Genomic DNA, 24,771 nt, shown 5'->3' on the forward strand with positions numbered 1-24,771 from the left:
AACCGTCCCCTCCGGTTACCCCCTGGGAGTGCGCCGTGTCAGTGCCCCTGTCCCGCCGTCGACTGCTGACCGCCGGCGGCGCCGGCCTCGTCCTGGCCGGTCTCTCCGACCCGTTCCGGGCCGGTCCCGCCCGAGCCGCCGTCACCACCGCCGACCTGGTCGTCTACGGCGCCACCTCCGGAGGCCTGGCCGCCGCGATCACCATGCGCCGACTCGGCCACACCGCAGTGGTGGTCGAGCCCACCAGCCACGTCGGCGGGCTGAGCACCGCCGGGCTCGGCGCCACCGACACCGGGGTCCAGGCGTCCATCGGCGGGCTGGCCGCCGAGTTCTACCGCCGGGTGTACGTGAAGTACCACGGCGGAACCCTCACGCCGACGTCCCCGCTGCGGATGACCTTCGAACCGCGCGTCGCCACCGCCGTCTTCGCGGAGATGCTGGCCGAGGCCGACGTTCCGGTGGTCGTTGACGCCCGGCTGGCCAGCCTCGGCCGCAGCGGCAACCGGATCACCGAGTTGCGCACCGAGGACGGCTCGGTCTACCGGGGCGGCGTGTTCGTCGACGCCACCTACGAGGGCGACCTGCTGGCCATGGCCGGGGTGGGGTTCACCGTCGGGCGGGAGTCCAACGACACCTACGGCGAGACGATCAACGGGGTGCAGTCCCGCAACACCCACCAGTTCGTCTACCCCGTCGACCCGTACGTGACGGTCGGCTCGCCCGCGAGTGGTCTGCTGCCGGGCATCTCCGCCACCCCGCTCGCCCCGCAGGGCAGCGGCGACGACCGGATCCAGGCGTACTGCTTCCGGATGTGCCTCACCCAGGCGGCCAACCGGATCCCGTTCGGCAGGCCGTCCGGCTACGACCCGATCCGGTACGAGCTGCTGCTGCGCCACATCCAGGCGGGCTACACCGGGCCGTACTTCACCACCCACTCGATCGGCGGTGGGAAGACCGACTCCAACAACAACGGCGCGGTCTCCACCGACCACATTGGCTTCAACCACGCGTACCCGACGGCGAGTTGGGCCGTACGGGAGAGCATCATCGCCGAGCACCGCAGCTACCAGCAGGGGATGATGTGGTTCCTGGCCAACGATGCACGGCTGCCGGCGTCGGTGCGTGAGTCCACCGCCCGGTGGGGGCTGCCGGTCGACGAGTTCACCGGCACCGGTGGCTGGCCTCCGCTGCTCTACATCCGTGAGGCCCGCCGGATGGTCTCCGCGTACGTGATGACCGAGGCCGACTGCCGGGGCCGGGTGCGCGCCGCCGACTCGGTGGGCCTGGCCAGCTACACGATGGACTCGCACAACTGTCAGCGGGTGGTGGTCGACGGGAAGGTACGCAACGAGGGGGACGTGCAGATCAGCGTGCCAGCGCCGTACCCGGTGAGCTACCGGGCGATCGTGCCGCACCAGGCGCAGTGCGCCAACCTGCTGGTGCCGGTCTGCCTGTCGGCGAGCCACATCGCGTACGGGTCGATCCGGATGGAACCGGTGTTCATGATCCTCGGGCAGGCCGCCGCCACGGCCGCGTCGCTGGCGCTCGCCGGGAACGTCGCCGTGCAGGCCGTCTCCGTGCCCACCCTCCAGACGCGGCTGCGTCAGGACGGCGCGGTGCTGGAATGGGGATCGACGAGCGAGGTGATCCTGGACAACGCGGCGGCCAGCGGAGTCACCCGGGCCGGTACGTGGCTGCGCAGCACCAGCATCGGCGGCTACTACGGCCCGGACTACGAGCACGACGGCAACACCGCCAAGGGCGTCAACCGACTGCGGTTCCGCCCGACACTGCCCACCTCCGGATCGTGGACCGTGCACCTGCGCTGGACCGCCGACCCCAACCGGGCGAGCAACGTGCCGGTGGACATCGCGTACTCCGGCGGGCTGACCACCCGGACCGTCGACCAGCGGCAGTCCGGGGGCCAGTGGGTGCCGCTGGGCACCTACCCGTTCACGGCGGGCACCGACGGGAGCGTGCTGATCCGTACCGAGGACACCAACGGCCACGTGATCGCCGATGCGGTGCGCTTCGTCCGCGCCTGACCGGCCGGTTGGGCAACGGTCTCGGGCCGGGCGGCGGTCTTCGGGCGGGCGGCGGTCCTCGGGGCCAGCGGTGGTGCCACCAGCAACGGGTCGACCTGGATCACGTCGATGCCGAGCGGACGCAACATGCCGCGCAGCGCCGACTCGCAGAGCTCCTCCCACGGCTGATCCGTGCCCATCGCGGTGACCAGCAGCTCGGGCCGGGTGAAGGCGATTCCCACCCGTTGCCCCTGTGGCGAACGACCGGTCCGTACCGTCCGCACCATCCGTCCCGGCAGGTCACGCACCGGAACGGCGTAGATTATCGGGCCCTCGTCCATTGTCGGTTTTGTCCTTTCCGCACGTGCCGCCGGGATGGCGGTCATCGGCTGAATCGTTCGAGGTCGCGGGCGAAGCGGCGGATCGTCGCGGCCCGCGCCCAGGACGGCGCGGGCACCGCGATGACAGGTACGCCCGCGTGGGTCACGCAGTACCGGGTGACGTGGCCGCGGGACCGGCCGAACCGGCCGCGTTGCGGGCTGCCGACGACCAGTAGGTCCGACTCCCGGCACGCGTGGTCGACGAGCACCTGCCCGGCGTACCCCTGGGTAGCCACCAGCCGCACTGTCACGTCCCGGGGGATCCCACCGAGCGCCGCGTCGAACACGCCGCGCAGGTAGACCACTGCCGCGCGGTCGCATTCGTCCTGCCACCGCCAGGTCAGCGTGCCGGGCCGCCACGTCGGGGCGAAGACCCACGCGCGGACCGCGTCCACCTGCGCGCCCTCGCGGCGGGCCAGCTGCATCGCGCGGCGCAACGCCTGCATCCCGGCGAACGACCTGTCGACTCCCACCACGATCCGGCGGGCACCGGCTGCGCGACTCATGCGGCGGACCCCGCCCACTCCGGGGTACGCGGGTCCGCCGGCGCGCTCAGGTCGAGCGCGCGGAGGATGTAGTTGGCCTCCGCCACCTCCACCCCTGCGCGAAGGCGCAGGTCGGCCACGGCGCGGTGCAGCACTGTCATGCTGTCGGCGGCGAGGCGGATCACGGCGTCGACGTCGGCGGCGATCCACCACGCGTCGACAGCGCACGGTTCGTGCCGCAGGTACTCCACCAGGTGACTGCCGGGCGCGGACGGGCCGAGCCGCACGCTGACCAGCGCCTCGTGCCGCCGCCGCGGCCCGTCGGCGCTGGTCGCGCGCTCACCCGGGTTGCTGTCGGTGCCGGGCGGCAGGTCTCCGCGTTCCCAGCGTGTCATCCGCCAAGGACTCATGGGCCCATCGTCACCACCGAACGGCGGCGAAGCGCCCGCTGATACGCCGTTTCGACGGGCCACCGCCGTTTCTTGACGCCGCGTTCACGCGGCTGCCCACCGGGCACGCCGACACGGCGAGTAGCGTTCGGATCAGACCAAGATCGGCGTACGAGGAGGCGTGGTGCAGACGACGACGGTGGACATCCCGACCGACGACGGGATCGCGGACGCGTCACTGACCCGACCGGACGGCGACGGGCCGTTCCCGGCGGTGCTGCTCTTCATGGACGCCTTCGGACCGCGCCCCCGCCTGGTGGAGATGGCGGAGCGGATCGCCGAGCGCGGTTACCTGGTGCTGACTCCCCACCTGTTCTACCGGGCCGGCCGGGCACCCCTGTTCAACCTGTCCCGGCTCGGTGAGCCGGACCAGCGCGGCGCCCTGTTCGAGCAGATCATGCCGCTGATCGGCGCACTGACCCCCGAGGTGGTCAGCCGGGACACCGCTGCCTACCTGGACTTCCTGGCCGCCCGGGACGACGTCCGCTCGGGCCCGGTCGCGATCACCGGTTACTGCATGGGCGGCACGAACGCGTTGCGGGCCATCGAGGCGCACCCGGACCGCATCGCGGCGGTGGCCAGCTTCCACGGCGGGCGGATCGTCACCGACGCGCCGGACAGCCCGCACCTGGGCGTCGGCTCGATCACCGGCGAGGTGTACTTCGGGCACGCCGACGCCGACCAGTCGATGACACCCGAGCAGATCGCCACGCTGGAGAAGGCGCTCGACGCCGCCGGGGTGCGCTACCGCTCCGAGGTGTACGAGGGCGCCCACCACGGTTTCACCATGGCCGACACCCCGATGTACGACGAGAAGGCCACCGAGCGTCACTGGGTCGCCCTCTTCGACCTCCTGGACCGCACCCTGCCCGCCGCCTGACGACTGGCGCGGGCTCAGCGACTGGCGCGGGCTCAGCGGCGTAGCAGCACCGGGCCGGCGTCGATGCGGGTGCGGAACAGCGCGTACGGCTTGCGCCGCAGGTCCTGACCGCGCTGGTACTGCGGCTGCCGGTGCAGCTGGTTGGCGGTGACGTAGAGGTACCCGTCGGTGGCCACCGACATGGTGTCCGGCCAGAGCAGCCGCGGATCGTGGACCAGCGTCTCGTACTCGCCGTCCGGCAGCCGGCGCAGCACCGCGTTGTGCTCGTACGAGGTGAGGTAGAACCGGCCCGCGTCGTCGCTCTCCAACCCGTCCGACGCGGTGCCCTTGTCGCCCTCGTCGACAACAGTCGCGGCGGCCGCCTCCTGGGTGACGCCCGGGTCGGCCAACGCCTCGGTGGAGACGCTGTACCAGCGTCGGGACGCCAGCGGGCAGTAGTGGAGCCGGCTGCCGTCGGCGGAGATCGCGATGCCGTCGGAGCCCATCCCCACCGGCTTCGGCGGCCCGTCCGCCGGCCGTTCGAGGAACGGCCGGCCCTCGACCACCGGGCGGAACGCCGTCAACGGCTCCGCCTTGGTGGACGGGTGGTCGTGCAGCCGCCGCCAGGACGCCCCGCTGGCCAGGTCCACCACGATGATCCCGTTCGGCCCGGAGTCGGCCGAGTCGGTGATGTACGCGACGCCGGACTCGCCGCGGCGCAGGTCGAAGCGGACGTCGTTGAGGTACGTCGTCGGCAGCGCCACGTCCGCAGGGAAGGTGATCACCTGGGCGACCGTGTCGGTCTCCAGGTCGACCCGGACCAGTTTCGGGCCACCCGGCTTGGTGGGCTGGAACATCGGGCTGCCGGTGTCCAGCACCCAGAGCCGGTCCGCCGGGTCGACCACGATGCTCTGCACCGACACGAACGCACCCGCGTCGTCGTCGCCGGACGGGTCGTTCCACGCCTGGTCGGGGTAGGGCACCTCCTGACCGTCGCGCAGTTCGACGACGGTGGCCGGCACCTCGTCGCCCCACTTCGGGAAGTTGACGAAGATCCGACCGGAGTGCGAGACGCTCACCCCGGTCGGCATCGGGCCGGTGAAGGTGTGCACCAGCTCCAACTCGCCAACCGGCTCGTCGCCGACCGGCCCACTCATGACGCCCAACCCACGGTGCTCATCGCCCGCCCCCTGCCGATCCGCCGGATGTCCCGCTCCTGTGCTGGCTCTTCCCGTCCGGACGTCCGGTATGCGTGGCCAGCCAGCGGAGTCGGGAGGGCGGGCCGGTCCGGGTCTCGGTCAGGCCACCGGTGCGGCGGCCCTGGCGGCGGGCAGGCCGGGGACGGCGACGTCCACCGCGAGCAGCGCCCCGTCCTCCGGGCCGGGCGTGGTCAGCCCCACCCGGGCGGTGCCGATGAAGAGTCGGCGCAGGTCGGGGCCGCCCAGGCAGATTCCGGCCGGCTGTTTCGCCGGCAGCCGGATCTCCTGCTCCAGGGTCCCGTCCGGCCGGTAGCGGCGTACCGCCGAACCGCCCCACAGCGCGATCCAGAGGTGACCGGCGGCGTCGACGGTCATGCCGTCCGGGCCGCCGTCGGCGGAGGGCAGCCGAAGGAACGGCTCCCGCCCGCTCAGGGCCCCGGTCGCGGGGTCGACGGTGAACCGGTCGATCTCGCCGCGCGGCGTGTCGGCGAGGTACATGGTGGTGCCGGTGGCGTCGAACGCCGGCCCGTTCGGGATGGTCAGTCCGGTCACCGCGGGCACCGGTACCGAGCCGGGGGTGAGCCGGAACAGCGTGCCCTCGCCGGGGACCGCCGCGTACGTCATGCTGCCGGCCCAGAAGTGGCCGTGCGGGTCGGCGACCGCGTCGTTCATCCGGGTGGGCTCGGGTGCGTCAGCGACCAGGTCGGCGACCGGTCGGGGGTCGCCGGTGGCGGGCAGCAGTGTGAGGCCGGTTCCGGCGGCGGCCAGCCAGTCACCAGGCCGGCCGGCCACCGGGGCGACCGCGCCGAGCGGAACGTCGAGACGGCGCACCTCCCGCAGCGGGGCGGGGGCGTCGCCGTCGGTTTCCAGCAGGCGTCCGGCCAGCAGATCGACGAGGACCAGGCGGTCGTCGACCCAGCGCAGCCCTTCGCCCAACTCCAACCGGTCGGTGCTCCAGACGGTCGGCTCGGTTAGCTCCATCTCGCTCCTCCAAACGATCTGCGGGGCGGCGGTCGGGCAGGCCCGACCGCCCGTCACCCGGTCAGCGGACCGTACCGCCCGGCTCGTGGTCCAGCAGCGTCAGCTCCGCCCGGTCGGGCAGGCCCTCCCAGTCGCCCCTGGTGGCCACCGCGAACGCCCCGGTGGTGACGGCCCGGTCCAGTCGGGCCGGGGCGTCGGCGCCGTCGAGCCACCCGGAGAGCAGCCCGGCCACGAAGGCGTCGCCCGCGCCGACGGTGTCCACCACCGGCACCGTCCGAGCTGGACGGTGCAGCGCGCCGGCCCTGCTGTGGCTGGTCGCCCCGCCGGCACCGTGCTTGACGACGACCTCGGCCACCCCGGCGGAGAGCAACGCCGTGACCGGGTCGGAGGCGCCGGTCAGCACGGCCAGCTCGTCGTCGGAGGCGACCACCAGGTCGATCGAGGGCAGCAGCGGCCGCAGCGCGGTGGCGGCCTCGGCGACCGACCAGAGCCGCTGCCGGTGGTTGACGTCCAGGCAGACGGTGCTGCCGGCCGCACGGGCTAGTCGCACGGCCTCCACCACCGCCTCGTACGGCTCGGCGCCGAGCGCGCAGGTGATGCCCGTGACGTGCAGCAGCCGGGGCGGCGACCCGGGCGCGTCGAATGCCTGGGTCACGTCGGCCGGGCGCAGCCGGGAGCCGGCCGACCCGGCGCGGTGGTAGGTGACCCGGTTGATGTCGGCGACCCGGTTCTCGAAGAGGATCAGCCCGGTCGGGGCGGTCGGGTCGACCCGGGACCAGCTCAGGTCGACGCCCTCGGCGCGCAGCGTACGGCGGACCAGCTCACCGGGCTCGTCGGCACCGGTGACGCCGACCCAGGCCGCCCGATGGCCGAGCCGGGCCAGCCCGATCGCCACGTTCGACTCGGACCCGGCGACGGAGATTCCGGCGGTGCCGCCCAGCCGCAGTGGGCCGGTGGTGCGGAACGCCGCCATCGTCTCGCCGAGCGTGAGCACGTCGGTCATCGCCGCACCGCCGCGAGGAAGGCAGCGGCGCGCTCGCGCAGCGCCGCCGGGTCGCCGCCGCGGACGGCGTCGCCGAGCAGGGGGGAACCGACTCCGACCGCGAGCGCTCCGCGGTCCAGGTAGCGTCGTGCGCCCTCCGCGTCGACCCCACCGACCGGTACGAACGCGGTGCCGGGGAACGGGTCGCGCAGTGCGCCGAGGTAGTCAGGCCCACCGAGGGACGCCGGGAAGAGCTTGATCGCGGTGGCCCCGCCGCTGTTGGCCTGCACCACCTCGGTGGGGGTGAGCGCGCCGGCGAGCACCGGCAGCCCGAGCCGTCCGCCTTCGCCGAGGCTCGGCGCGAGCGCCGGGGTGACCAGGAAACCGGCGCCCGCGTCGGCCGCCGCGCGGGCGTCCTCGGCGCTGAGCACGGTGCCCGCACCCAGGGCGTAGTCGGGTCCGAGGGCGGCCCGGGCGCGCCGGATGACGTCGAGCGCGTCGGCGCTGGTGAGTGAGACCTCGACCAGTGCGACGCCGCTCTCGGCCACTGTGAGCACGGCGGTCAGCGCCGCCGCCGGGTCCGGGCCGCGGACGATGGCCAGCAACCGGTGGGTACGCAGCTCGTCGAGCAGGTTCATCACGGGTGTCCTCAGGGGATGCGGTGGGCGGAGATGGTGAGCCGCCAGGCGACCTCGCCGGCGGGGGGAACGACCGCCGCGTCGGTGGGGCCGGCGTCGGCCAGGTCGAAGGCGGCGCCGAGCATCGGCTCGACACCGATGCTGCGGTACGGGCCGGTCTCTGGCCAGCCACCGAGGTTGCGCCAGAGCGCGGTGCTGCGGGGCTGGTCGGCGCACTCCAGTGCCAGTGTCAGTCGGTCGACACCGTCGATCACCTGGACCCGGGGGCAGTCGAGCAGCACCGCTCCGAGCGCGGTCCCGTCGTCCGTGCCGAACGTGTCGAGCGTCAGCCCGGCAGGGGCCGGCCACGCCCCGCCGAGCCACGGTGCGTCGGTGGGCCAGGTGCCCGGCGGCAGCAACGCGGCAGCCTCCGGGTGCAGCCGGGTCGGCGTGCCGGCGGGCGCGTCGAGGCGGGCTGAGGGGGAGAGATTGAGCAGGGCGTGGGCGGCCCAGACGAACCGATGACCGGGGTCGGCGGCCAGCCGGTAGTCGGCCACCACCACCCCGGCGGAGTCGGTGATCCGGCGGGTCAGCACGAACGTCGGACGCTCGATGACCGCCGTGCCGGGGCCGGCGGTGCGCCAGGGGCGTGACCACACCTCGCCGTGGTCGGGTCGTCCGCGCACGGTGGGCAGGCACTCCTCCAGGCCGCCGGCGTCCACGAACGCGTCGTCGGGGCGTACCTCGTGTCGGCCGGGTTCCGGGCCGCGCCACAGCCACTCCCGGCCGCCGCCGCGCAGGCTGGTCCACCTGCCTCCGTGCGCGGCGTCGTACGCGGCACGCAGCGGCACCGCGGTCGCGGCGGTCACCATTCCGCGAACGACCCGTCGGCGTGCTCCCAGACCGGGTTACGCCAGGCGTGCGGGGTCTGGGCGGCCTTGCGAACCGCCGCCTCGTCCACTGTGATGCCCAATCCGGGTCGGTCGAAGCGGGCGATGTGCCCGTCGACGAACCGGAACGGCTCCGGGTCGACCACGTAGTCCAGCAGTTCGGAGCCGACGTTGTAGTGGATGCCGATGCTCTGCTCCTGAATCAGGAAGTTCGGCGTCGCGAAGGCCACCTGGAGGCTGGCGGCCAGGGAGATCGGGCCGAGCGGGCAGTGCGGGGCGAGCAGCGCGCCGTACGTCTCGGCCAGCGCGGCGATCCGGCGTACCTCGGAGATCCCGCCGGCGTGCGACAGGTCCGGCTGGATCACGGCGACCCCGGCCTGCAACGGGCCGAGGAACTCGTTGCGACCGTAGAGCCGTTCGCCGGTGGCCACCGGGATGGGCGTGCTGGCGACGATGTCGCGCAGGTGGTGGGCCTGGTCGGGCAGGACCGGCTCCTCCACGAAGAACGGACGGAGGGGGGTCAGCTCGGGCAGGATCCGGCGTACCGCGGCCAGCCCGGCCCGGCCGTGGAAGTCCAGCGCGATGTCCCGGTCGGGGCCGAGCACCTCGCGGGCGGCGGCGACCCGGCCGACGACGGCGTCCACCTCGGCGGAGGTGGGGATGGCCGACAGCCGCCCGGACGCGTTCATCTTGATCCCGGTGAGGCCGGCGGCGACCTGTGCCGCGGCGGCGTCGGCGATCTCGTCGGGCTCGTCTCCGCCGATCCAGGAGTAGACACGTACCCGGTCGCGGACGGCGCCGCCGAGCAGGGCGTGCACCGGTGCCCCGTACGCCTGCCCGGCGATGTCCCAGAGCGCCTGGTCCAGGCCGGCGACGGCGCTGGAGAGGATCGGGCCGCCCCGGTAGAAGCCGCCCTTGGTGAGGATCTGCCAGTGCTGCTCGATGCGCAGCGGGTCCGCGCCGATCAGGTACTCGGAGAGCACCTCGACGGCGCTGCGCACCACCTCGGCGCGGCCCTCCACCACCGGTTCGCCCCACCCGACCAGGCCCTCGTCGGTCTCCACCCGGCAGAACAGCCACCGTGGTGCGACGAGGAAGGTCTCGATCCGCTCGATCTTCACTGACTGCCCCTCTGTCCCCGTGCCTTCTCGACGTCGCGGACGGCCTTGTCCAGCAACTCACGCATGGCGGCCTCGGCCGCCGTCTCGTCCCGGCTGCGCAGCGCGTCGACGACAGCCCGGTGGCTGGGCACCGGGTCGTCGTGCGGGGCGCCGCCGTGCACCAGCCGGTCCCGTTCGGCCAGCCCGGTCTCCATCACCACCTCCATGCGTTCCAGCAGCTCGTTGTGGGTGGCGGTGAGCAGCGCGCGGTGGAAGGCGAGGTCCGCGGCGATGGCGGCGGTGGGATCGCCGTTGGCCTCGGCCATCTCGGCCAGCGCCCGGTCGAGGGCGGCCAGATCGTCCTCGGTCGCACGGGTCGCGGCCAGCCGTGCGGCGGCCGGCTCGATGATGGCGCGTACCTCGTGCAGTTGGTCGAGCAACCGCTGGTCGGTGCCCTCGGCGAACTGCCAGCGGATCACGTCACCGTCGAGCAGGTTCCAGTCGGACCGGGGCCGGACGAAGGTGCCGCGCTTCTGCCGGGCATCCACGATGCCCTTGGCGGAGAGGACCTTCAGCGCCTCGCGGAGCGCCGTGAGGCTGACGTCGAACTCCTCCTGCAACGCGACGATGTTCAGGGTCGCGCCGGCGGGGATCTCACCGGTGAGGATGCGGCGGGCGATCGCTTCGACGGTCTGTCCGTGGATGCCGCGGCGGGCGTACTGTGCCAATGCTCCTGGCCTTTTCGCTGGTCGGTATCGATCTCTCAGGCCGAGGCTTTCACCGCTGTCCAACCACCGTCCACCACGAGGCTCGCGCCGGTGATGTACGCGGCGTCCGGTGAGGCGAGGAAGGCGACTGTCGAGGCGACCTCGTCCGGGGTGCCGAAGCGCTTCGCGACGGTCTCCGCGACGCTCTGCCGACGGTCCTCTTCGGAGACGTCGTCCCAGGCGGCGGTGAGGATCGGCCCGGGCAGCACCGTGTTGACGCGTACCTGTGGGCCGTACTCCACGGCGAGCTGGCGGCCGAGCGCGACCAGGCCTCCCTTGGCGGCGGCGTACGCGGGCCGGCCGGGCAGCCCGACCAGCGCGTGCACCGAGGAGATCAGCACCACTGCGCCGGAGCGGGCCCGCAGGTCGTCCAGGCAGGCGCGGACGCCGAGGAAGGAGCCGGTGAGGCTGACGCCGAGCTGGTGGTCCCAGGACTGCCGGCTGGTCTCGTGCGCCGGGGCGACCTGAACGGCGTACGCGGTGCTGACCAGGATGTCGATCGGGCCGAGGTTCGCTCGGGCGGCCGACACCGCGGCTGCCCAGTCGTCCTCCTCGCTGACACTGCCCATTACGGACAGTGCTCGGTGGCCGGAGGCGGTCAGTTCGTCGGCCAGCGGAGCCGGATCGTGCACGTCGAGAAGCGCGACGGCTGCTCCCTCGGCGGCCAGCCGCCGGGCGGTAGCGGCTCCGATTCCACCCATAGCGCCTGTGACCAGCGCGTTCTTGCCTTCAAGCCGGCGCATAGGCTGATCCACCTGACTCTCGCCTTGATCTCATCTAATCATTAATTACGAAGATATCTTGACAGCCGGCAACGGCCGATGCAACCTTCTGGTCACAGCATTCACATGGACGACACATCGCGCGGTGACGCTACGTGTCGTAGAGGAAGGGATACCTCCGTGAGCGACTTCGACCCCGGTCGCCGGCGATTCCTTGGTCACCTAGGGCTCGCCGGCCTGGGTGCACTCGGCGCCAGCTCGTTCCTCAGCGCGTGCGCCAGTTCCGCCAGCGGGCCGACGACGAGCGGCGGCTCGGGCGCTGTCACCATCCAGTCCAACCTCTCCTCACCGCAGGCCAAGGCCGCGATGGAGAAGCTGATCGAGACCTTCAACGCGCAGGGCAAGGGCACGGCGAGTCTCAACACGATCGCCTCGGAGACCTTCCGGACCCAGCTCCCCACCTACCTGACCTCGGCCAACCCGCCGGACCTCTACACCTGGTACGCGGGCTCCGTCGCCAACGACTACGCCAGCAAGGACCTGTTGCTGGACGTCTCCGACGTCTGGAAGTCGCTGGGCGACTACCCCGAGTCGCTGCGCACCCTCTCCACCGCCGCCAGCGGCAAGCAGGTCTTCGTGCCGATGAACAACTACTGGTGGGGCTTCTTCTACCGCAAGTCGAACTTCGCCAAGTGGGGCGTGCAGGAGCCGAAGACCTGGGCGGACTTCCTGGCGCTGTGCGAGACGCTGAAGAGCAAGGGCGTCCCGCCGATCGGCATCGGTCTCGGCGACACCCCGTGGGTGGCCTCGGCCTGGTTCGACTACCTGAACATCCGGATCAACGGCGCGCCGTTCCACCGCGAGCTGCTCGCCGGCAAGCAGCGCTTCGACGACCCCAAGGTCAAGGCGGTCTTCACCCGCTGGCGCGAGGCCCTGCCCTACTTCGACCCCAAGGGCAAGGCGTACCCGTTCCAGGAGGCGACCACCGCCCTGCTGGCCGGCAAGACCGGCATGTTCCTGATCGGCACGTTCTTCGCCGACGCCGCGCCGAAGGACGCCCTCGGTGACCTGGACTTCTTCCGGTTCCCGATCATCGACCCGGCGGTGCCGCTGGCCGAGGAGGCTCCGACGGACGGCTTCTTCGCCAGCGCGAAGACCGCCAACCCGACCGGCACCAAGGCCCTGCTGACCTACCTCTCCGGGGTCGAGGCCCAGGAGGCGTACGTCAAGGCCAGCTCCGGCATCGTGCTGCCGGCCAACCCCAGGGCCAAGGCGTCCGACTCGCCGCTGGTGGCCAAGGGCAAGGCGATGCTCGGCGAGGCCAAGGAGCTGACCCAGTTCTTCAACCGGGATTCCAGCGACGCGCTCCAGCCGACCGCGGACACCGCGCTGACCAAGTTCATCGACAAGCCGGACCAGATCGACGCGATCCTGCGGGAGTGGCAGGCCGGCGCCGAGAAGGTCTTCAAGGGCTGACGTGACAGCAACGATCTCCCCGACTTCGGTCACCCCCACCCGGCGGCGGCGACGGTCGGCTCGACTGTCGCCGCTGCTGGTGGCCTTCGTCCTCGTGCCGTTCGCGGTCGAGAGCATTTGGGTGTTCTGGCCGGCGCTCCAGGGCTTCTGGTTCTCGCTCACCCGCTGGGACGGGATGTCGCCGCCGACCTTCGTCGGCGCGGACAACTACGTCGAGCTGGCCGGTGACGCCACCTTCCGGGGCGCGCTGATCAACACGGTGATCTGGCTGGTGCTCTTCGGCGGCCTCTCCGTGCTGGGCGGGTTCGGCATGGCGCTGGTCCTGCAGAAGGAGCGGCGCGGGGTCGGCTTCTACCGGGCCGCGCTGTTCACACCTGTGGTGTTCTCACTGGTGGTGACGGCGCTGGTCTGGCGGGTCTTCTACCAGCCCGACGGCATCGCCGACACGCTGCTGCGGGCCGTCGGCCTGGAGCACCTGATCCGGCCCTGGCTGGCCGATCCACAGACCGCGCTGTACGCGGTGATCCTGCCCGCCCTGTGGCGGCAGATCGGGTACGTGATGGTGCTGTTCCTGGCCGGCCTCAAGGCCATCGACCCGGCGCTGCACGAGGCCGCCCGGATGGACGGCGCCAACTCCTGGCAGCGGCTGCGGCACGTCACCATTCCCCAGCTCAAGGGGGTCAATGCGGTCGTGCTGTCGGTCATCGTGATCGACTCGCTGCGCTCGTTCGACATCGTCTGGTCGCTGACCAAGGGCGGCCCGTACCACTCGTCGGAGCTGCTCAGCACCTACATGTACTCGACCGCGTTCCAGAGCCTGCGGCTGGGTTACGCCTCCGCCATCGCCGTCGTGATCTTCGTGCTCGCGCTGGCCGTCATCCTCGGCTACCTGGTCCGCGCGTTCCGGGAGGAAGCGTGATGAACAAGCTCCGTACCGGGGCCTTCCACACCGGCATGATCCTGCTCTCGCTGCTCTGGCTGGGGCCGGTGCTCTGGGTGGTGGTGATGTCCACCCGGTCGTTCGACGACATCGCCGCGCACGGCGTGGGCAGCCTGCCGCACTCGTTCACCCTGGACACCTACCGGCAGGCGTGGACCGACGGCGGTGAGCTGCGCGCGCTGATCAACAGCATGCTGGTCACCATCCCGTCGGTGGCGCTGAGCCTGGGGCTGGCGGCGATGGCGGCGTTCGCGCTGAGCCGCTTCCGGATCCCCGGCCGGCGGACCATCCTGCTGCTGATGCTCGCCGGCAACCTGCTGCCACCACAGATCCTGCTCATCCCGGTGGCCAAGTTCAGCGAGCTCACCGGCCTGTACGACACGCTCTGGGCGCTGATCACGGTGCAGGTCGGTTTCGGGCTCGGCTTCTACACGTTCGTCCTGCACGGCTTCATGCGGGACCTGCCGGGCGAGATCCAGGAAGCGGCCACCATCGACGGCGCGGGCACGGCGCAGATCTTCACCCGGGTGATGCTGCCGCTGACCCGGCCCGCGTTGGCCGCCCTGGGTGCGCTCTCCTTCACCTGGATCTTCAACGACCTGCTGTGGGCGATCACTGTGCTGCGTACCGACGACAACATGCCGGTCACACCGGCGCTCCTCGCCCTCCAGGGGCAGTTCGTCTCGTCCTGGAACGTCATCGCCGCCGGTACGGTCATCGCGGCCGTGCCCACCGTCGCGGTCTTCCTGCGTTTCCAGCGGCACTTCGTCTCCGGCCTGGCGCTGGGAGCGGTCAAGTGACCGGGCAGCTGTGGACGCTGCGCGGGGCGCACACCGAGTACACAGTGACAGTGCCCGCGCACGGTCGCTGGTTGGAGCTTGTCGCGTGGGGCCCGCACGGCGTCTCGGACGGGCCGTCGCCGGTGGCCTACGACGGCCCGGTGCCGTTCCTCACCGCCGGCGACGCGGCCCCCATCGAGTACGCCACCGACGCCGACCGACCGTTCACCGGCGCCGACCTGGTGATCGAGACCTCGAACGGGCAGCGCCGGGTGGGCTTCGTCCACACCGACGCGCGGATCGACGCCGACCAGCGGGAGCTGGCCGTCGCCTTCGCCGACGCGGTCACCGGGCTGCGCGCCACTGTGCACTACCGGGTGCCCGCCGGCACCGACGTGGTGCAGCGGTGGGTCGAGCTGACCAACGACGGCACCGACGCGCTGCGGGTGGTCCGGGCCGGATCGGGTGGGTTCTGCGTACCGACGCCGCACGGCGCGTTGCTCAGCCACCAGTGGGGGCAGTGGGAGCAGGAGTTCCAGCTCTCCCACGTCGAGCTGGGTCACGGAACCTTCAGCATCGGCAGCTCCCAGGGCGTACCCGGGCATCTGCACGTGCCCTGGCTGGCCGTGCGGGACACCGCGGACCCGGCCGGCTCGGCGTGGGGGATGGGGTTGGCGTGGACCGGCTCCTGGGAGATCAGCGCGGAGCGGGACACCGGCGGCCTGACCCGGGTCCGGGCCGGCCGCCAGCTGGTCGACGGCCCGTTGGAGCTGCCCCCCGGCGAGTCGCTGACCCTGCCGGTGGTCACCGGCGCGTACAGCCCGGACGGCCTGGACGGGCTGGCCCGCGTCTGGCACACCCACCAGCGGTTGCTGGCCGGTGAACGGCTCACCCCGCGCCCGGTGCTCTACAACTCCTGGGAAGCCACCTACTTCGCCGTCGAGGCGCAGAGTCAGCTCGCGCTGGCCCGGATCGCCGCCGAGCTCGGCGTGGAGACGTTCGTGGTGGACGACGGCTGGTTCGTCGGCCGCAACGACGACACCGCCGGGCTCGGTGACTGGACGCCCGACCCGGCGAAGTTCCCGGCCGGGTTCGACGCGTTCATCGCCGACGTGCGCGCACTCGGGCTGAACTTCGGGCTCTGGGTCGAGCCGGAGTGCGTGAACCCGAAGTCGACGCTCTACGCCGAGCACCCGGACTGGGTCTACTCCGTCGACGGTCGACCCCTCACCCCGGTCCGCAACCAGTACCTGCTCGACCTGGGCCGGCCCGAGGTCGCCGAGTTCGTGCACTCCACAGTCGACGGATTGCTCCGCCGGTACGACATCGACTACCTGAAGTGGGATTTCAACCGGCCACGTACCGAGCCCGGTCGTGCCGGCGGGATCGCTCCGCTCGACCTGGACGGCGCGCACGTCGCCAACCTGCACCGCATCTACGAGCAACTGCGCCGGGACCACCCCGGCGTGCTGATCGAGGCCTGTGCCGGCGGTGGCGCGCGCACCGACCTGGCGATGGCCGCCCGAGCCGACGTCTTCTGGCCCAGCGACAACACCGGGCCCCTGGACCGGCTCGCCATCCAGTACGGCTTCCTGCACGCCAACGCACCGCACCTGCTCAGCTCCTGGGTCACCGACGCGCCCGGCCTGTTCGACAGCCGACCGCGCTCGCTCGCGTTCCGCTTCGTCCTCGCGATGGCCGGTGTGCTCGGCATCGGCGCGGACATCCGCGCCTGGACTCCCGACGAGCGGGCCGAGGCGGCCGACTGGATCGCCCGCTACAAGGAGATCCGGGACGTCGTCACGCACGGCGAGGTGCACCTGATCGGTGGCCCCGACCAGGCGCGCTGTGCGGTGCAGTACACCGCGCCGGACGAGAACCGGGTGGTCGTGCTGGCCTGGCACACCGGCCGCCTCGACGGCGCCGGACTGCTGCCGTCCCGTCCGGTGCGGCTGCCGCTGCGCGGCCTCGACCCGGCAGCGCGTTACTCGCACGGCGATCGGCACTACTCCGGCAGCCACCTCGCCACCGTCGGCCTGCCCGTGCACTGGAGCGCGACCCACGACGCCGACCTCATCGTGCTGACCCGCGACTGAGGCCGGAGCACCACCACCCCCACCCCCGAGGGACAGGAGTACCTCCATGCGCCTGAACCGACCGCTGACCGCCACCCTGGCCGTGCTCGGCCTGGGCCTGGTCAGCCCCACGCCGGCGATGGCCGGTCCACCGCAGGCGGCCCCACCGCAGGCCGGCTCCTCTCCCGCCGGTCCACCGCCGGCGGCCCCCTCGCCCGCCGGTCCACCGCCGGCCGGCCATGGGCCGGGCCGTCCCGGTCACGCCCCAGCGGCCACCGGAGCGGAGGACCAGGGCGCGCCCGCCTACTTCAACAGCGGGCTCGCCCCGACGCCCTACCAGGGCTGGAACACCTACTTCGGTCTCGGTGGCGACCCCACCGAGGCCGAAGTACGGTCCGTCACCGACTTCATTGTCCACAGTGGCCTGCGTGACGCCGGCTACACCTACGTCTGGATCGACGGCAACTGGGCCGCGCCCACCCCGCGCAACGAGGCCGGCCAGCTCGTCGCCGACCCGGCCCGCTTCCCCGGTGGGATGGCCGCGCTGGCCGCGTACATCCACAGCAAGGGGATGAAGGCCGGCATCTACACCGACGCCGGCCCCTACCTGCCGGGGCAGTGCGGGCTCGGCAGCAACGGCCACTACCGGGCCGACATCGCCCAGTTCGCCGGCTGGGGCTTCGACGCACTCAAGGCCGACTGGCTGTGTGGGCGCGCCGCCGGCCTCGACCCGGAGGCCACCTTCCGTGAGCTTGCCGAGGCGGTACGCCAGTCACCGCGCCCGATGCTGCTCAACATCTGCAACCCGGTCAGCTCCGACTGGGGTGGCGGCCCGTACACCCCGGAACAGCTCTCCACCTGGAGCTACACGTACGCACCCACCATCGCCGACTCCTGGCGCACGTACACCGACGTGGGGCTGACGGACCCGACCCCGCAGTGGGCGTACCCGTGGGTGCTGCGCAACATGGACGTCAACGCGTACCACCCGGCGGCCACCGGGCCGGGGCACTACAACGACCCGGACTACCTGCTGCCGATGCGCCCACTGCCCGACGGCGGGTACGAGTTGAGCCTTGACGAGTCCAAGACGCAGCTCGGCATGTGGGCCATCATGGCCGCGCCGCTGGTGATCGGCTCCGACCCTCGTGGCCTACCGAAGGAGATGATCTCGGCGTTGACCAACCCGGAGATCATCGCCGTGGACCAGGACCCGCTGGTCCGACAGGGCGTCAAGGTCGCCGACACCGGCACCGACGCGCAGGTCTGGAGCAAGGTGCTGAACGGCTCCGGCAAGCGGGCCGTCGCGCTGCTCAACCGGCACGACACCGCCCAACGGATCACTGTGAATTTCGCCGACGTCGCGCTCGGCGGCGCGGTCCGCGTCCGTGACCTCTGGTCCCGCGCCGACGTGGACGCCCAGCCCGGCACCGCCGGAGTCCAGCCGTTCACCGGCTCGTACACCGTCGAGGTGCCGGCGCACGGCGTGGCCATGCTCCGTCTGACCGGCGCCGACCAGGTCGCCGGCGCCGACCTCGGCGGCACCGCGAGCGCCAGCCCGGCGCTGGTCCGGGTGGACGACACGCACGCCACCGCCTTCGTCCGCGACGCTTCCGGTGCGCTGGCCGTCAACACCCGCACCGGTACGACGTGGGGCACGCACTGGACCTCGCTCGGCGGGCCGGTCGGCGGGCGGATCCTCGGCCAGCCGGCCGCGTACGCCTCCGCCAGTGGACGACTCGACGTCTTCGTCCGTGGCACCGACAACGCGGCCTGGCAGCGCAGCTACACCGCCGGCAGGTGGGGACCGTGGCGCAGCCTCGGTGGCACGTTGACCGACGCGCCGACGGTGGCCTGGACCAGCCCGACCCAGTGGACGCTCGTCGGGCGTGGTGCCGACGGCAAGCTCTGGTCGCGTACCCCGAGCACCGGCTGGACCGGCGTCGGAGCCCCCGACGACCGGCCCTTCTACGGTCGGCCGAGCGCTGTCGTCGACGACGCCGGCGTCCTGCACGTGGCGGTCCGTAGCCGCACCGACGAGGTGTGGTGGAGTAGCCGTACCGGCACCACCTGGTCGGCCTGGACCAACCTGGGCGGCACCACCAACGGCAGTCCGACCCTGCTCGCCACCTCCGGCCGGGTCTACCTGTTCTCGCTGGCCGCCGACAACCGGCTGTGGCAGCGCAACCTGACCGACGGCGCCTGGGGCGGCTGGTTCCAACGTGGTGAGTTCGCCACCGACGCGTTCCGGGGTGCGCCCGGAGCCGCCGCCGGTGCCAACGGCAGTGCCTGGCTGGCGGTACGCGGGGTGGACAACCGCGTACACCAGGTCGTCCTCTGATCCACGGTGGCGGGCCGTCGACCGGCGGCCCGCCACCGCACCCGCAAGGCCGGGCCGGCTCCGCGTGGGGGCCGGCCCGGTGTGGTTGCCGGCTCCGTCCTGGGCCCGGATCCGCGGTTCAGGCTGGGACGAGTTCCCGGCATCGGCGTAGCGCCGCCAGGGCGAGTGGCGCGTCCCGGCCCACGATCCCGGCCTCCAACTCGGCGACCGCGTCTGCCGCGCGCGCCGGTTCACCTGCTGCGACTGCCGCCTCGGCCAGCACCAGCACCGCCTCGGCGGCCCACGCCAGGATGCCCTTCCCGCGTACCAGCGACAGCGCGTCGGCCGCGTGCCGGACGGCCTCGTCCGGCCTGTCGGTCAGCGTCAGCCGGGCCAACGCCGTGAGTGCCTGCACCAGCGGCCAGATCGCACCCACCCGACGGGCGTCCGCCACCACCTCCCGCAGCGCCCGCTCGGCAATCTCCACGTCGTCGCCGCTCCCGGCGGTGAGCGCCAGCACGGTGGCCAGTTCGGCCCGCGCGTCCAGCAGGGTGACCGGCATCCGTTCGGCGGTGGTGACCAGCCGGGTGAGCCGCTCGGCCAGCCCGTCGAACCTCCCGGCGGCCCGGCTCAGCGACAACTCGGTCGCCTCCACCAGGGCGGTCAGCCGCTCGTACCCGGTCTCGTCGACCAACGCCCGACCGGCAGCCAGGAGCGCCTCGGCCTGCTCCGGATGCCCGGCGTGCAACGCGCCCTGCGCCCAGTTCAGGCAGGCGCGGGCGTGCTCCCTGGGTCGATCGGCCAACTCGGCGGACGCGCGCAGCTCGGTGATGATCGACCAGGCCGCCGGGTCGCCCAGCTCCAACAGCAGCGACGCGCGGGCGATACGGACCGCGAGGTGCGCCGCCGGGTCACCGCTGGCCGTCGCGGCGCTCTCCGCCTCCGTACACCGGGCCAGGTGGTCGTCGACGTGCCGGCCGACGACGGTGTCCGGGGCCGCCAGCACCGCGAGCGCCGGGGCCTTGCGGCGCGGTGCGCGCAGGTACGGCACGGCCCGCTCGATCTCGGTGTACCCCCGCAGTGCCTCGCCCTGTTGACGCAGCATCCGCCCGAGCACCAGGCCCAGCTCGCCCCGGGCTCCGGGCGGCAACCGCCGGTCGGCGAGCAGCCGCTCCAGCACCGGGATCGCCTCCGCCTGGCTGAGCCCGTCGATGGCGGACCGGCCCAGCTTCGCGGCGAGCCGAACCCGCACCGGTCGGGGAAGCTCGGCGACGTCCATCGTCTGGAGCAGGAAGCTGGCGGCGGTCGCGTCGTCGCCGCGTTCGGTGGCCAGGTCGGCGGCAGCCTCGGCGTTGCGGACGAAGTCGGCCCCGCTGCCGGCCAACCGGTAGTGGTGCGCCAGCTGCGCGACAGGCCTCGGTAACTCCTGTTCCAGCACCCGTGCGACCCGCAGGTGCAGCCACTCCCGATTGGGCCGGGGAACCAGGTCGTACACCACCTGTCGGGCCAGGTCGTGACGGAACCGCAGACCGTCCCCGCCGTCGTGCAGAAGTCCCGCCCGATGGGCGGCGGTCAACGCCGAGCCGACAGTCACCCGGTCCAGGCTGAGGGCCGAGGCGAGAATGCGCTGGTCCGGTGCCATCCCCAGCACCGCGGCGGCCCCGAGCACCTCCCGGGTGCCCTCGTCGAGCGGCCGCAACCGCCAGAGCAGCACGTCGCGCAGGACGAACGGGACGCTGTCGTCCGCCAACGGGTCGCCGCCGCGCTCGGCGAGCGTACGCAGCACCTCCTCCACCACGAACGGGATGCCCGCGGTCCGGTCGAGCAGAGTTGCGGTGAGCTGCTGCGGAGGGTCGTCGAGCCGCAGGGTGCGGGCGGCCAGTCGGTGTACGTCGCCGGCGTCCAGCGGACCGAGCGAAACCCGGGTGACGCTCCACGGTGGGGTTCGGGCCAACGCGTCGTGGATGGGCGTACCGCCTCCGGGCGCTGCCGTGCGGGCGGTCAGCACCACGGCCAGCCCGTCCACCGGGTGGGTGGCCAGGTAGCCGAGGAACTCGCAGGTGGCCGGGTCGGCCCAGTGCAGGTCCTCGAGGAGCAGCGTGGCGGGGCTCAGCGCGGCGAGCACCGCGGCGACGGCCCGGAGCAGCCGGTGTCGTTCGGCTGCCGGATCGGTCAGCGGGGGCGGCGCGGCCGGCAGCACGTCGGCCAGTTCGGGGAGCAGCGGCGCGAGGGCGCCGGCGACCGGGCTCACCGCACCGAGCCGGTCGGCGCTGCCGCCGATCGCGTCCAGGAGTACGCCGAGCGGGAAGGGTTCCGGTACGTCGTCGCACTCGCCGACCACGTGGTGCCCGGGAAGTCCGCTGAGCAATTCGGCGACCAACCGGCTCTTGCCGATCCCGGGTTCACCCTCCAGCAGGATCAGGCACGGTGGGGCTTCGACGAGCCGGCGGAGCTGGTCCAGCTCGGCCGCTCGGCCGACGAACTCGACGGGTCCACGCAGACGTTCGGGGCGGACGGGAGTTGGGCCCCCGCCGCCCCGCGTCTTGTCATCGTCGCCGTCGATCACCGTGGGCCGAGCAGATCACCTCTGCGGTCGCCGCCGATGATCCGGCGGACCGGCGGTGACCTGGGTCACACGCCGATCCGCCGGGTGGGGGGAGCGGTGGTCAGGACTGGATGGTGACCGGCACGGTCTTCAGCGAGCCGTCACCGTTGCGGAACTCCACCACGCCGACGTAGCGCTGCCCCGGGGCGAGGCCGAACCAGCGCACTGTCAGATTCGCCGTCGCACCCGGTTGCACGGAACGCTGCTTCGGGTCGATGGTGAACCGGCCGGTGGACGTGCCGGGTGCCCCCGGCAGGTAACTGGTGATGGTGTACGCGTTGGCGCCGTCCTTGATGTTCTCGGTGAACTCCTGCTCGACCACCACGATGTAGTCACCGGCACCGTCCGGCAGGCTGACCTTGGCGCCGATCCGGGTGCTGGCCGTGGCGGTGACGAACTTCCCGGACGTGTCGTAGACGTTGAGGCTGAACTCGGTGCACTCCATCACGCCCTCCTCGTCCTCCCAGTCGATGTGGGAGCAGGTGGGTCGTGCCGACGTCACGTGGATCTCCGGGCTGCGAGTGCCCGCCGGTACGTGCAGGGTGGTCCTGCTGATCGACGCGGGCAGCGGCACCGGCAGGTTGTTCGACGTGCTCCAGTCCCAGCTCGGCCCGTCACCCTTCAGGGTCACCGCGGTGCTCGTACCCGAGGTCAGGCCGGAGACCTGGGAGATCAGCTGCCCCTTGTAGCCGACCTCGGCGGGGATCCGGAGGCTACCGAAGGTGCCCTTGCCGGTGATGGCGTCGGGGGTCACCAGTCCGGAGTTGTGCACGACCAGCGGGCTGCGTACCTCGTGCTTGAACTGGTCGCGCCAGGTCAGCGAGCCGTCGGCCCAGGTGTCGAACGCGCCGCCGGTGTTGGTGACCTCCACCGTGAAGCGGGCGCTGTGGCCGGGACGGATCTGCATCTTCGCCGGCGTGACCTTGACCTTGTAGCCCGGCGGGGCCTGCACCGACGAGGTGTAGGTGCTGGTCTTGTCGCTGACGTTGGTGACCGTGCGGGTCACGCTCTGCTTGCCCACCATCCGACCCAGCGAGATGGACGGGTAGTTGAGCTGCGCCGTGTCGATCGCGCCGATCGTGTCGCAGCCGTCCAGGTCGCCGAGCCCGTAGTCGCTGCCCCGGTCGGCGGACACCCCGCAGAGGTACTTGATCCAGTCCTGCTGGTTGGAGTCGTAGACCAGGCCCGGGTCGAAGGCGCTGCCCGGCTCCACCTGGCCGGCACCGTAGTTCAGCGGGGTCGCGTCGTACGTGCCGATCTTGATCGGGTTGCCCTTGTCGGTCTTGTCGACGGCGCTGGTCATCAGCGCCGAGCGGACCGCGGCCGGCGACCATCCGGGGTGCTTGGCCAGCAGCAGCGCGGCGATACCGGCGATGTGCGGCGCCGCCATCGAGGTGCCCGACTCCAGCGCGAAGTCGTTCCCGCCGATGGACGGGGAGAACGCGGCGACGATGTCCTGACCGGGCGCGCTGATGTCCGGCTTGAGCAGTTCACCGGCGTTCAGGTTGGACGGGCCCGCCGAGGAGAACGCCGCGACGGCGGGGGCCTCGACGGTCTCCAGCCTGCTCGGCGAGATGGTGGCCGTGGCGTTGCCCTTGGCGACGTACGCGGTGACAGTGGCCAGGTCGACCTCGTTGATGTGCACTGTCGGCACCGTCTGCACGTCCGCGTTGAGGGAGTTCAGCTCCTCGTTGTACAGCACCATGCCGACCCCGCCGGCCCGCGCCACCTCGATGCTCTTGTCGGTACGGGGGATCTCCCCGCGTACGCAGAGCACGATGGCGCCCTTCACCTTGGCCGGGTCCAACGTGTCATCGGCGCAGAGGCCGGCACCGTAGGCGCCGTCGGGGTCGAGCGCGCTGTCCTTCGCGAAGACCAGTCGGGCCGGGCCGACACCGGTCTCGCCCATGCCCACGCCGGCGATGGTCGTGCCGTTGCCGAGGGTGAGCTTGCGGGTGTTCTGCCGGTCGGTGGTGCTCGCGGCCACAGTGGTCAGCCAGGGCGTCGAGTTGTCGACGGTGTTGGCGAACGGTCCGGAGTTACCCGCTGCGGCGGCGACGAACACCCCGGCGGCGGCGGCGTTGAAGAACGTCGCGTCGACAGCGCCGAACTGCTCGGTGTCGTCACCGATCGAGTAGTTGATCACGTCGACACCGTCGGCGACCGCGTCGTCGATGGCGTGCACGATGTCGATGTCGGTTCCGGTCGCGCCACCCGCACCGTTGTCGTACAGCGCCTTGTAGATCGCGAGCCGGGCAGCCGGCGCCATGCCGGAGATCATCCCGAGGTCCTGGGTGCCCGACGTCGCCCGTACGCCGTGGATGCCGGCCGCGGTGCTGGCGGTGTGGGTGCCGTGACCGTTGCGGTCGCGGGGCGAGGAGTAGTCGTCCGGGAACGCCTCGGCGATGCCGCTGTCGTTGTACCAGCGGGCGCCGATCACCTTGTTGTTGCAGGTGACAGGTGCCTCGGTACCGACGTCGCAGGTGCCCTTCCACTTGGCGTCGATGATCGCCTGGTCGGGGCGAGGGCTGGGCAGGGGCGCGAAACTCGCGCTCTCCGGCCAGTAGCCGCTGTCGATGACTCCGATGATCACGCCCTCGCCCGCGCGGGAGTCCCCGCCGAACTCCTTCTTCCACACCCCGCCCTTGCCGGTCAGGCCCAGGTAGTCAGGGGTGTGCGAGGTTGCGGCGTGCACCTTCCGGCTCTCGTACACCGCCCGCACACCGCGGGTGGCGCGCAGCCGGGCGGCCTGCGGCCCGGTCAGGTCGGCGGCGAAGCCGTTGAAAGCCGTCTCCATCGTGACGCGGGTGCGCTCGGCCGGCACGCCGACGCGGTCCAGCACGGACGTGCGCTGCTGGCGCAGGTGATCGCGGTACGCCTTGGCGCTGCCCGATGTGCGGTTCAGCTTCGCGCCGTCGGTGGGCTTGGTCGCCGCGATACCCGGAACACCGCCGGTGTACGTGGCCAGCGGCTCCTCGTCGAGTTGGACGAGGTAACGGGCGGTCGGTCCGCTGCTCGTCGGTGCGGCGGCGGCGCTGCCGGGCAGACTGGTCAGGCCGGCTGCGGTCAGCGCCACGGCAGCCAGCATGCTGACCCCGCGCCTGGCCCGTCCGGTCCGATG

General features: G+C 72.2%; 20 protein-coding genes. 7 read left to right on the top strand and 13 right to left on the bottom strand.

What is annotated here, in order from left to right:
* Positions 1 to 35 precede the first annotated feature (35 nt).
* Positions 36 to 2,045, top strand: a complete 2,010-nt coding sequence (locus tag FHU34_RS30505; RefSeq protein ID WP_208745224.1) for an FAD-dependent oxidoreductase — start codon at positions 36 to 38, stop codon at positions 2,043 to 2,045.
* Here FHU34_RS30505 and FHU34_RS33465 read toward each other — a convergent pair.
* The 3 genes from FHU34_RS33465 to FHU34_RS30520 all read right to left on the bottom strand — a co-directional run bounded on the left by FHU34_RS33465 (position 1,946) and on the right by FHU34_RS30520 (position 3,299).
* Complete coding sequence (locus FHU34_RS33465; RefSeq protein ID WP_208745225.1) at positions 1,946 to 2,332, bottom strand: SAV_915 family protein; 387 nt, start codon at positions 2,330 to 2,332, stop codon at positions 1,946 to 1,948. The genes FHU34_RS30505 and FHU34_RS33465 overlap by 100 nt on opposite strands.
* A gap of 74 nt (positions 2,333 to 2,406) precedes the next feature.
* Complete coding sequence (locus FHU34_RS30515) at positions 2,407 to 2,910, bottom strand: universal stress protein (RefSeq protein ID WP_145786086.1); 504 nt, start codon at positions 2,908 to 2,910, stop codon at positions 2,407 to 2,409.
* Positions 2,907 to 3,299 (bottom strand): hypothetical protein, encoded by a 393-nt coding sequence (locus FHU34_RS30520; RefSeq protein ID WP_145786087.1) that lies wholly within the window; start codon positions 3,297 to 3,299, stop codon positions 2,907 to 2,909. Before FHU34_RS30520 ends, FHU34_RS30515 begins: the two co-directional genes overlap by 4 nt.
* A gap of 163 nt (positions 3,300 to 3,462) precedes the next feature.
* Here FHU34_RS30520 and FHU34_RS30525 point away from each other — a divergent pair, with 163 nt between their 5' ends.
* On the top strand, positions 3,463 to 4,218 hold the full coding sequence (locus tag FHU34_RS30525; protein ID WP_145786088.1) for a dienelactone hydrolase family protein: 756 nt from the start codon (positions 3,463 to 3,465) through the stop codon (positions 4,216 to 4,218).
* Between the two features lie 32 nt (positions 4,219 to 4,250).
* Here the strand turns inward: FHU34_RS30525 and FHU34_RS30530 are convergent, their stop codons facing one another.
* The 8 genes from FHU34_RS30530 to FHU34_RS30565 all read right to left on the bottom strand — a co-directional run bounded on the left by FHU34_RS30530 (position 4,251) and on the right by FHU34_RS30565 (position 11,476).
* Entirely contained in the window at positions 4,251 to 5,354 is a 1,104-nt protein-coding gene (locus FHU34_RS30530) for an L-dopachrome tautomerase-related protein (protein ID WP_145786089.1), read from the bottom strand.
* Positions 5,355 to 5,495: 141 nt separating this feature from the next.
* Positions 5,496 to 6,377 carry an SMP-30/gluconolactonase/LRE family protein gene (locus tag FHU34_RS30535; RefSeq protein ID WP_145786090.1) on the bottom strand — a complete coding sequence of 294 codons (882 nt, stop codon included), beginning with the start codon at positions 6,375 to 6,377 and terminating at the stop codon, positions 5,496 to 5,498.
* Between the two features lie 61 nt (positions 6,378 to 6,438).
* Complete coding sequence (locus FHU34_RS30540) at positions 6,439 to 7,380, bottom strand: sugar kinase (RefSeq protein WP_145786091.1); 942 nt, start codon at positions 7,378 to 7,380, stop codon at positions 6,439 to 6,441.
* Complete coding sequence (locus tag FHU34_RS30545) at positions 7,377 to 7,997, bottom strand: bifunctional 4-hydroxy-2-oxoglutarate aldolase/2-dehydro-3-deoxy-phosphogluconate aldolase (RefSeq protein WP_145786092.1); 621 nt, start codon at positions 7,995 to 7,997, stop codon at positions 7,377 to 7,379. Before FHU34_RS30545 ends, FHU34_RS30540 begins: the two co-directional genes overlap by 4 nt.
* A gap of 11 nt (positions 7,998 to 8,008) precedes the next feature.
* Entirely contained in the window at positions 8,009 to 8,845 is an 837-nt protein-coding gene (locus FHU34_RS30550) for a hypothetical protein (RefSeq protein ID WP_425280594.1), read from the bottom strand.
* On the bottom strand, positions 8,842 to 9,987 hold the full coding sequence (dgoD, locus tag FHU34_RS30555) for a galactonate dehydratase (RefSeq protein WP_145786094.1): 1,146 nt from the start codon (positions 9,985 to 9,987) through the stop codon (positions 8,842 to 8,844). The genes FHU34_RS30550 and dgoD overlap by 4 nt, the downstream gene beginning before the upstream one ends.
* Entirely contained in the window at positions 9,984 to 10,694 is a 711-nt protein-coding gene (locus FHU34_RS30560; RefSeq protein ID WP_145786095.1) for a FadR/GntR family transcriptional regulator, read from the bottom strand. The genes dgoD and FHU34_RS30560 overlap by 4 nt, the downstream gene beginning before the upstream one ends.
* 35 nt (positions 10,695 to 10,729) lie before the next feature.
* A complete protein-coding gene (locus tag FHU34_RS30565; RefSeq protein WP_145786096.1) occupies positions 10,730 to 11,476 on the bottom strand; it encodes an SDR family NAD(P)-dependent oxidoreductase in 747 nt (248 codons plus the stop codon).
* 159 nt (positions 11,477 to 11,635) lie between these two features.
* On the opposite strand from FHU34_RS30565, the gene FHU34_RS30570 reads away from it, so the two are divergent.
* Genes FHU34_RS30570 through FHU34_RS30590 form a run of 5 tightly spaced genes read left to right on the top strand, consistent with a single transcriptional unit; the run spans position 11,636 to position 19,066 of the window.
* Complete coding sequence (locus FHU34_RS30570) at positions 11,636 to 12,931, top strand: ABC transporter substrate-binding protein (RefSeq protein ID WP_145786097.1); 1,296 nt, start codon at positions 11,636 to 11,638, stop codon at positions 12,929 to 12,931.
* 1 nt (position 12,932) lies between these two features.
* Complete coding sequence (locus FHU34_RS30575) at positions 12,933 to 13,850, top strand: carbohydrate ABC transporter permease (RefSeq protein ID WP_145786098.1); 918 nt, start codon at positions 12,933 to 12,935, stop codon at positions 13,848 to 13,850.
* Positions 13,850 to 14,671, top strand: a complete 822-nt coding sequence (locus FHU34_RS30580) for a carbohydrate ABC transporter permease (protein ID WP_145786099.1) — start codon at positions 13,850 to 13,852, stop codon at positions 14,669 to 14,671. The genes FHU34_RS30575 and FHU34_RS30580 overlap by 1 nt, the downstream gene beginning before the upstream one ends.
* Positions 14,668 to 16,746: an alpha-galactosidase gene (locus tag FHU34_RS30585; RefSeq protein WP_145786100.1), complete on the top strand. Its 2,079-nt coding sequence runs from the start codon at positions 14,668 to 14,670 to the stop codon at positions 16,744 to 16,746. Before FHU34_RS30580 ends, FHU34_RS30585 begins: the two co-directional genes overlap by 4 nt.
* Positions 16,747 to 16,792: 46 nt before the next feature.
* Positions 16,793 to 19,066, top strand: a complete 2,274-nt coding sequence (locus tag FHU34_RS30590; protein ID WP_145786101.1) for a DUF8189 domain-containing protein — start codon at positions 16,793 to 16,795, stop codon at positions 19,064 to 19,066.
* Positions 19,067 to 19,184: 118 nt separating this feature from the next.
* Here FHU34_RS30590 and FHU34_RS30595 read toward each other — a convergent pair whose 3' ends face one another.
* Positions 19,185 to 21,611: an ATP-binding protein gene (locus tag FHU34_RS30595; protein ID WP_145786102.1), complete on the bottom strand. Its 2,427-nt coding sequence runs from the start codon at positions 21,609 to 21,611 to the stop codon at positions 19,185 to 19,187.
* Positions 21,612 to 21,711: 100 nt separating this feature from the next.
* Positions 21,712 to 24,726 (bottom strand): S8 family serine peptidase, encoded by a 3,015-nt coding sequence (locus FHU34_RS30600; RefSeq protein ID WP_167524986.1) that lies wholly within the window; start codon positions 24,724 to 24,726, stop codon positions 21,712 to 21,714.
* Between the last annotated feature and the right edge of the window lie 45 nt (positions 24,727 to 24,771).

It is taken from the genome of Micromonospora taraxaci, assembly GCF_007830095.1.
Taxonomy (GTDB): domain Bacteria; phylum Actinomycetota; class Actinomycetes; order Mycobacteriales; family Micromonosporaceae; genus Micromonospora; species Micromonospora taraxaci.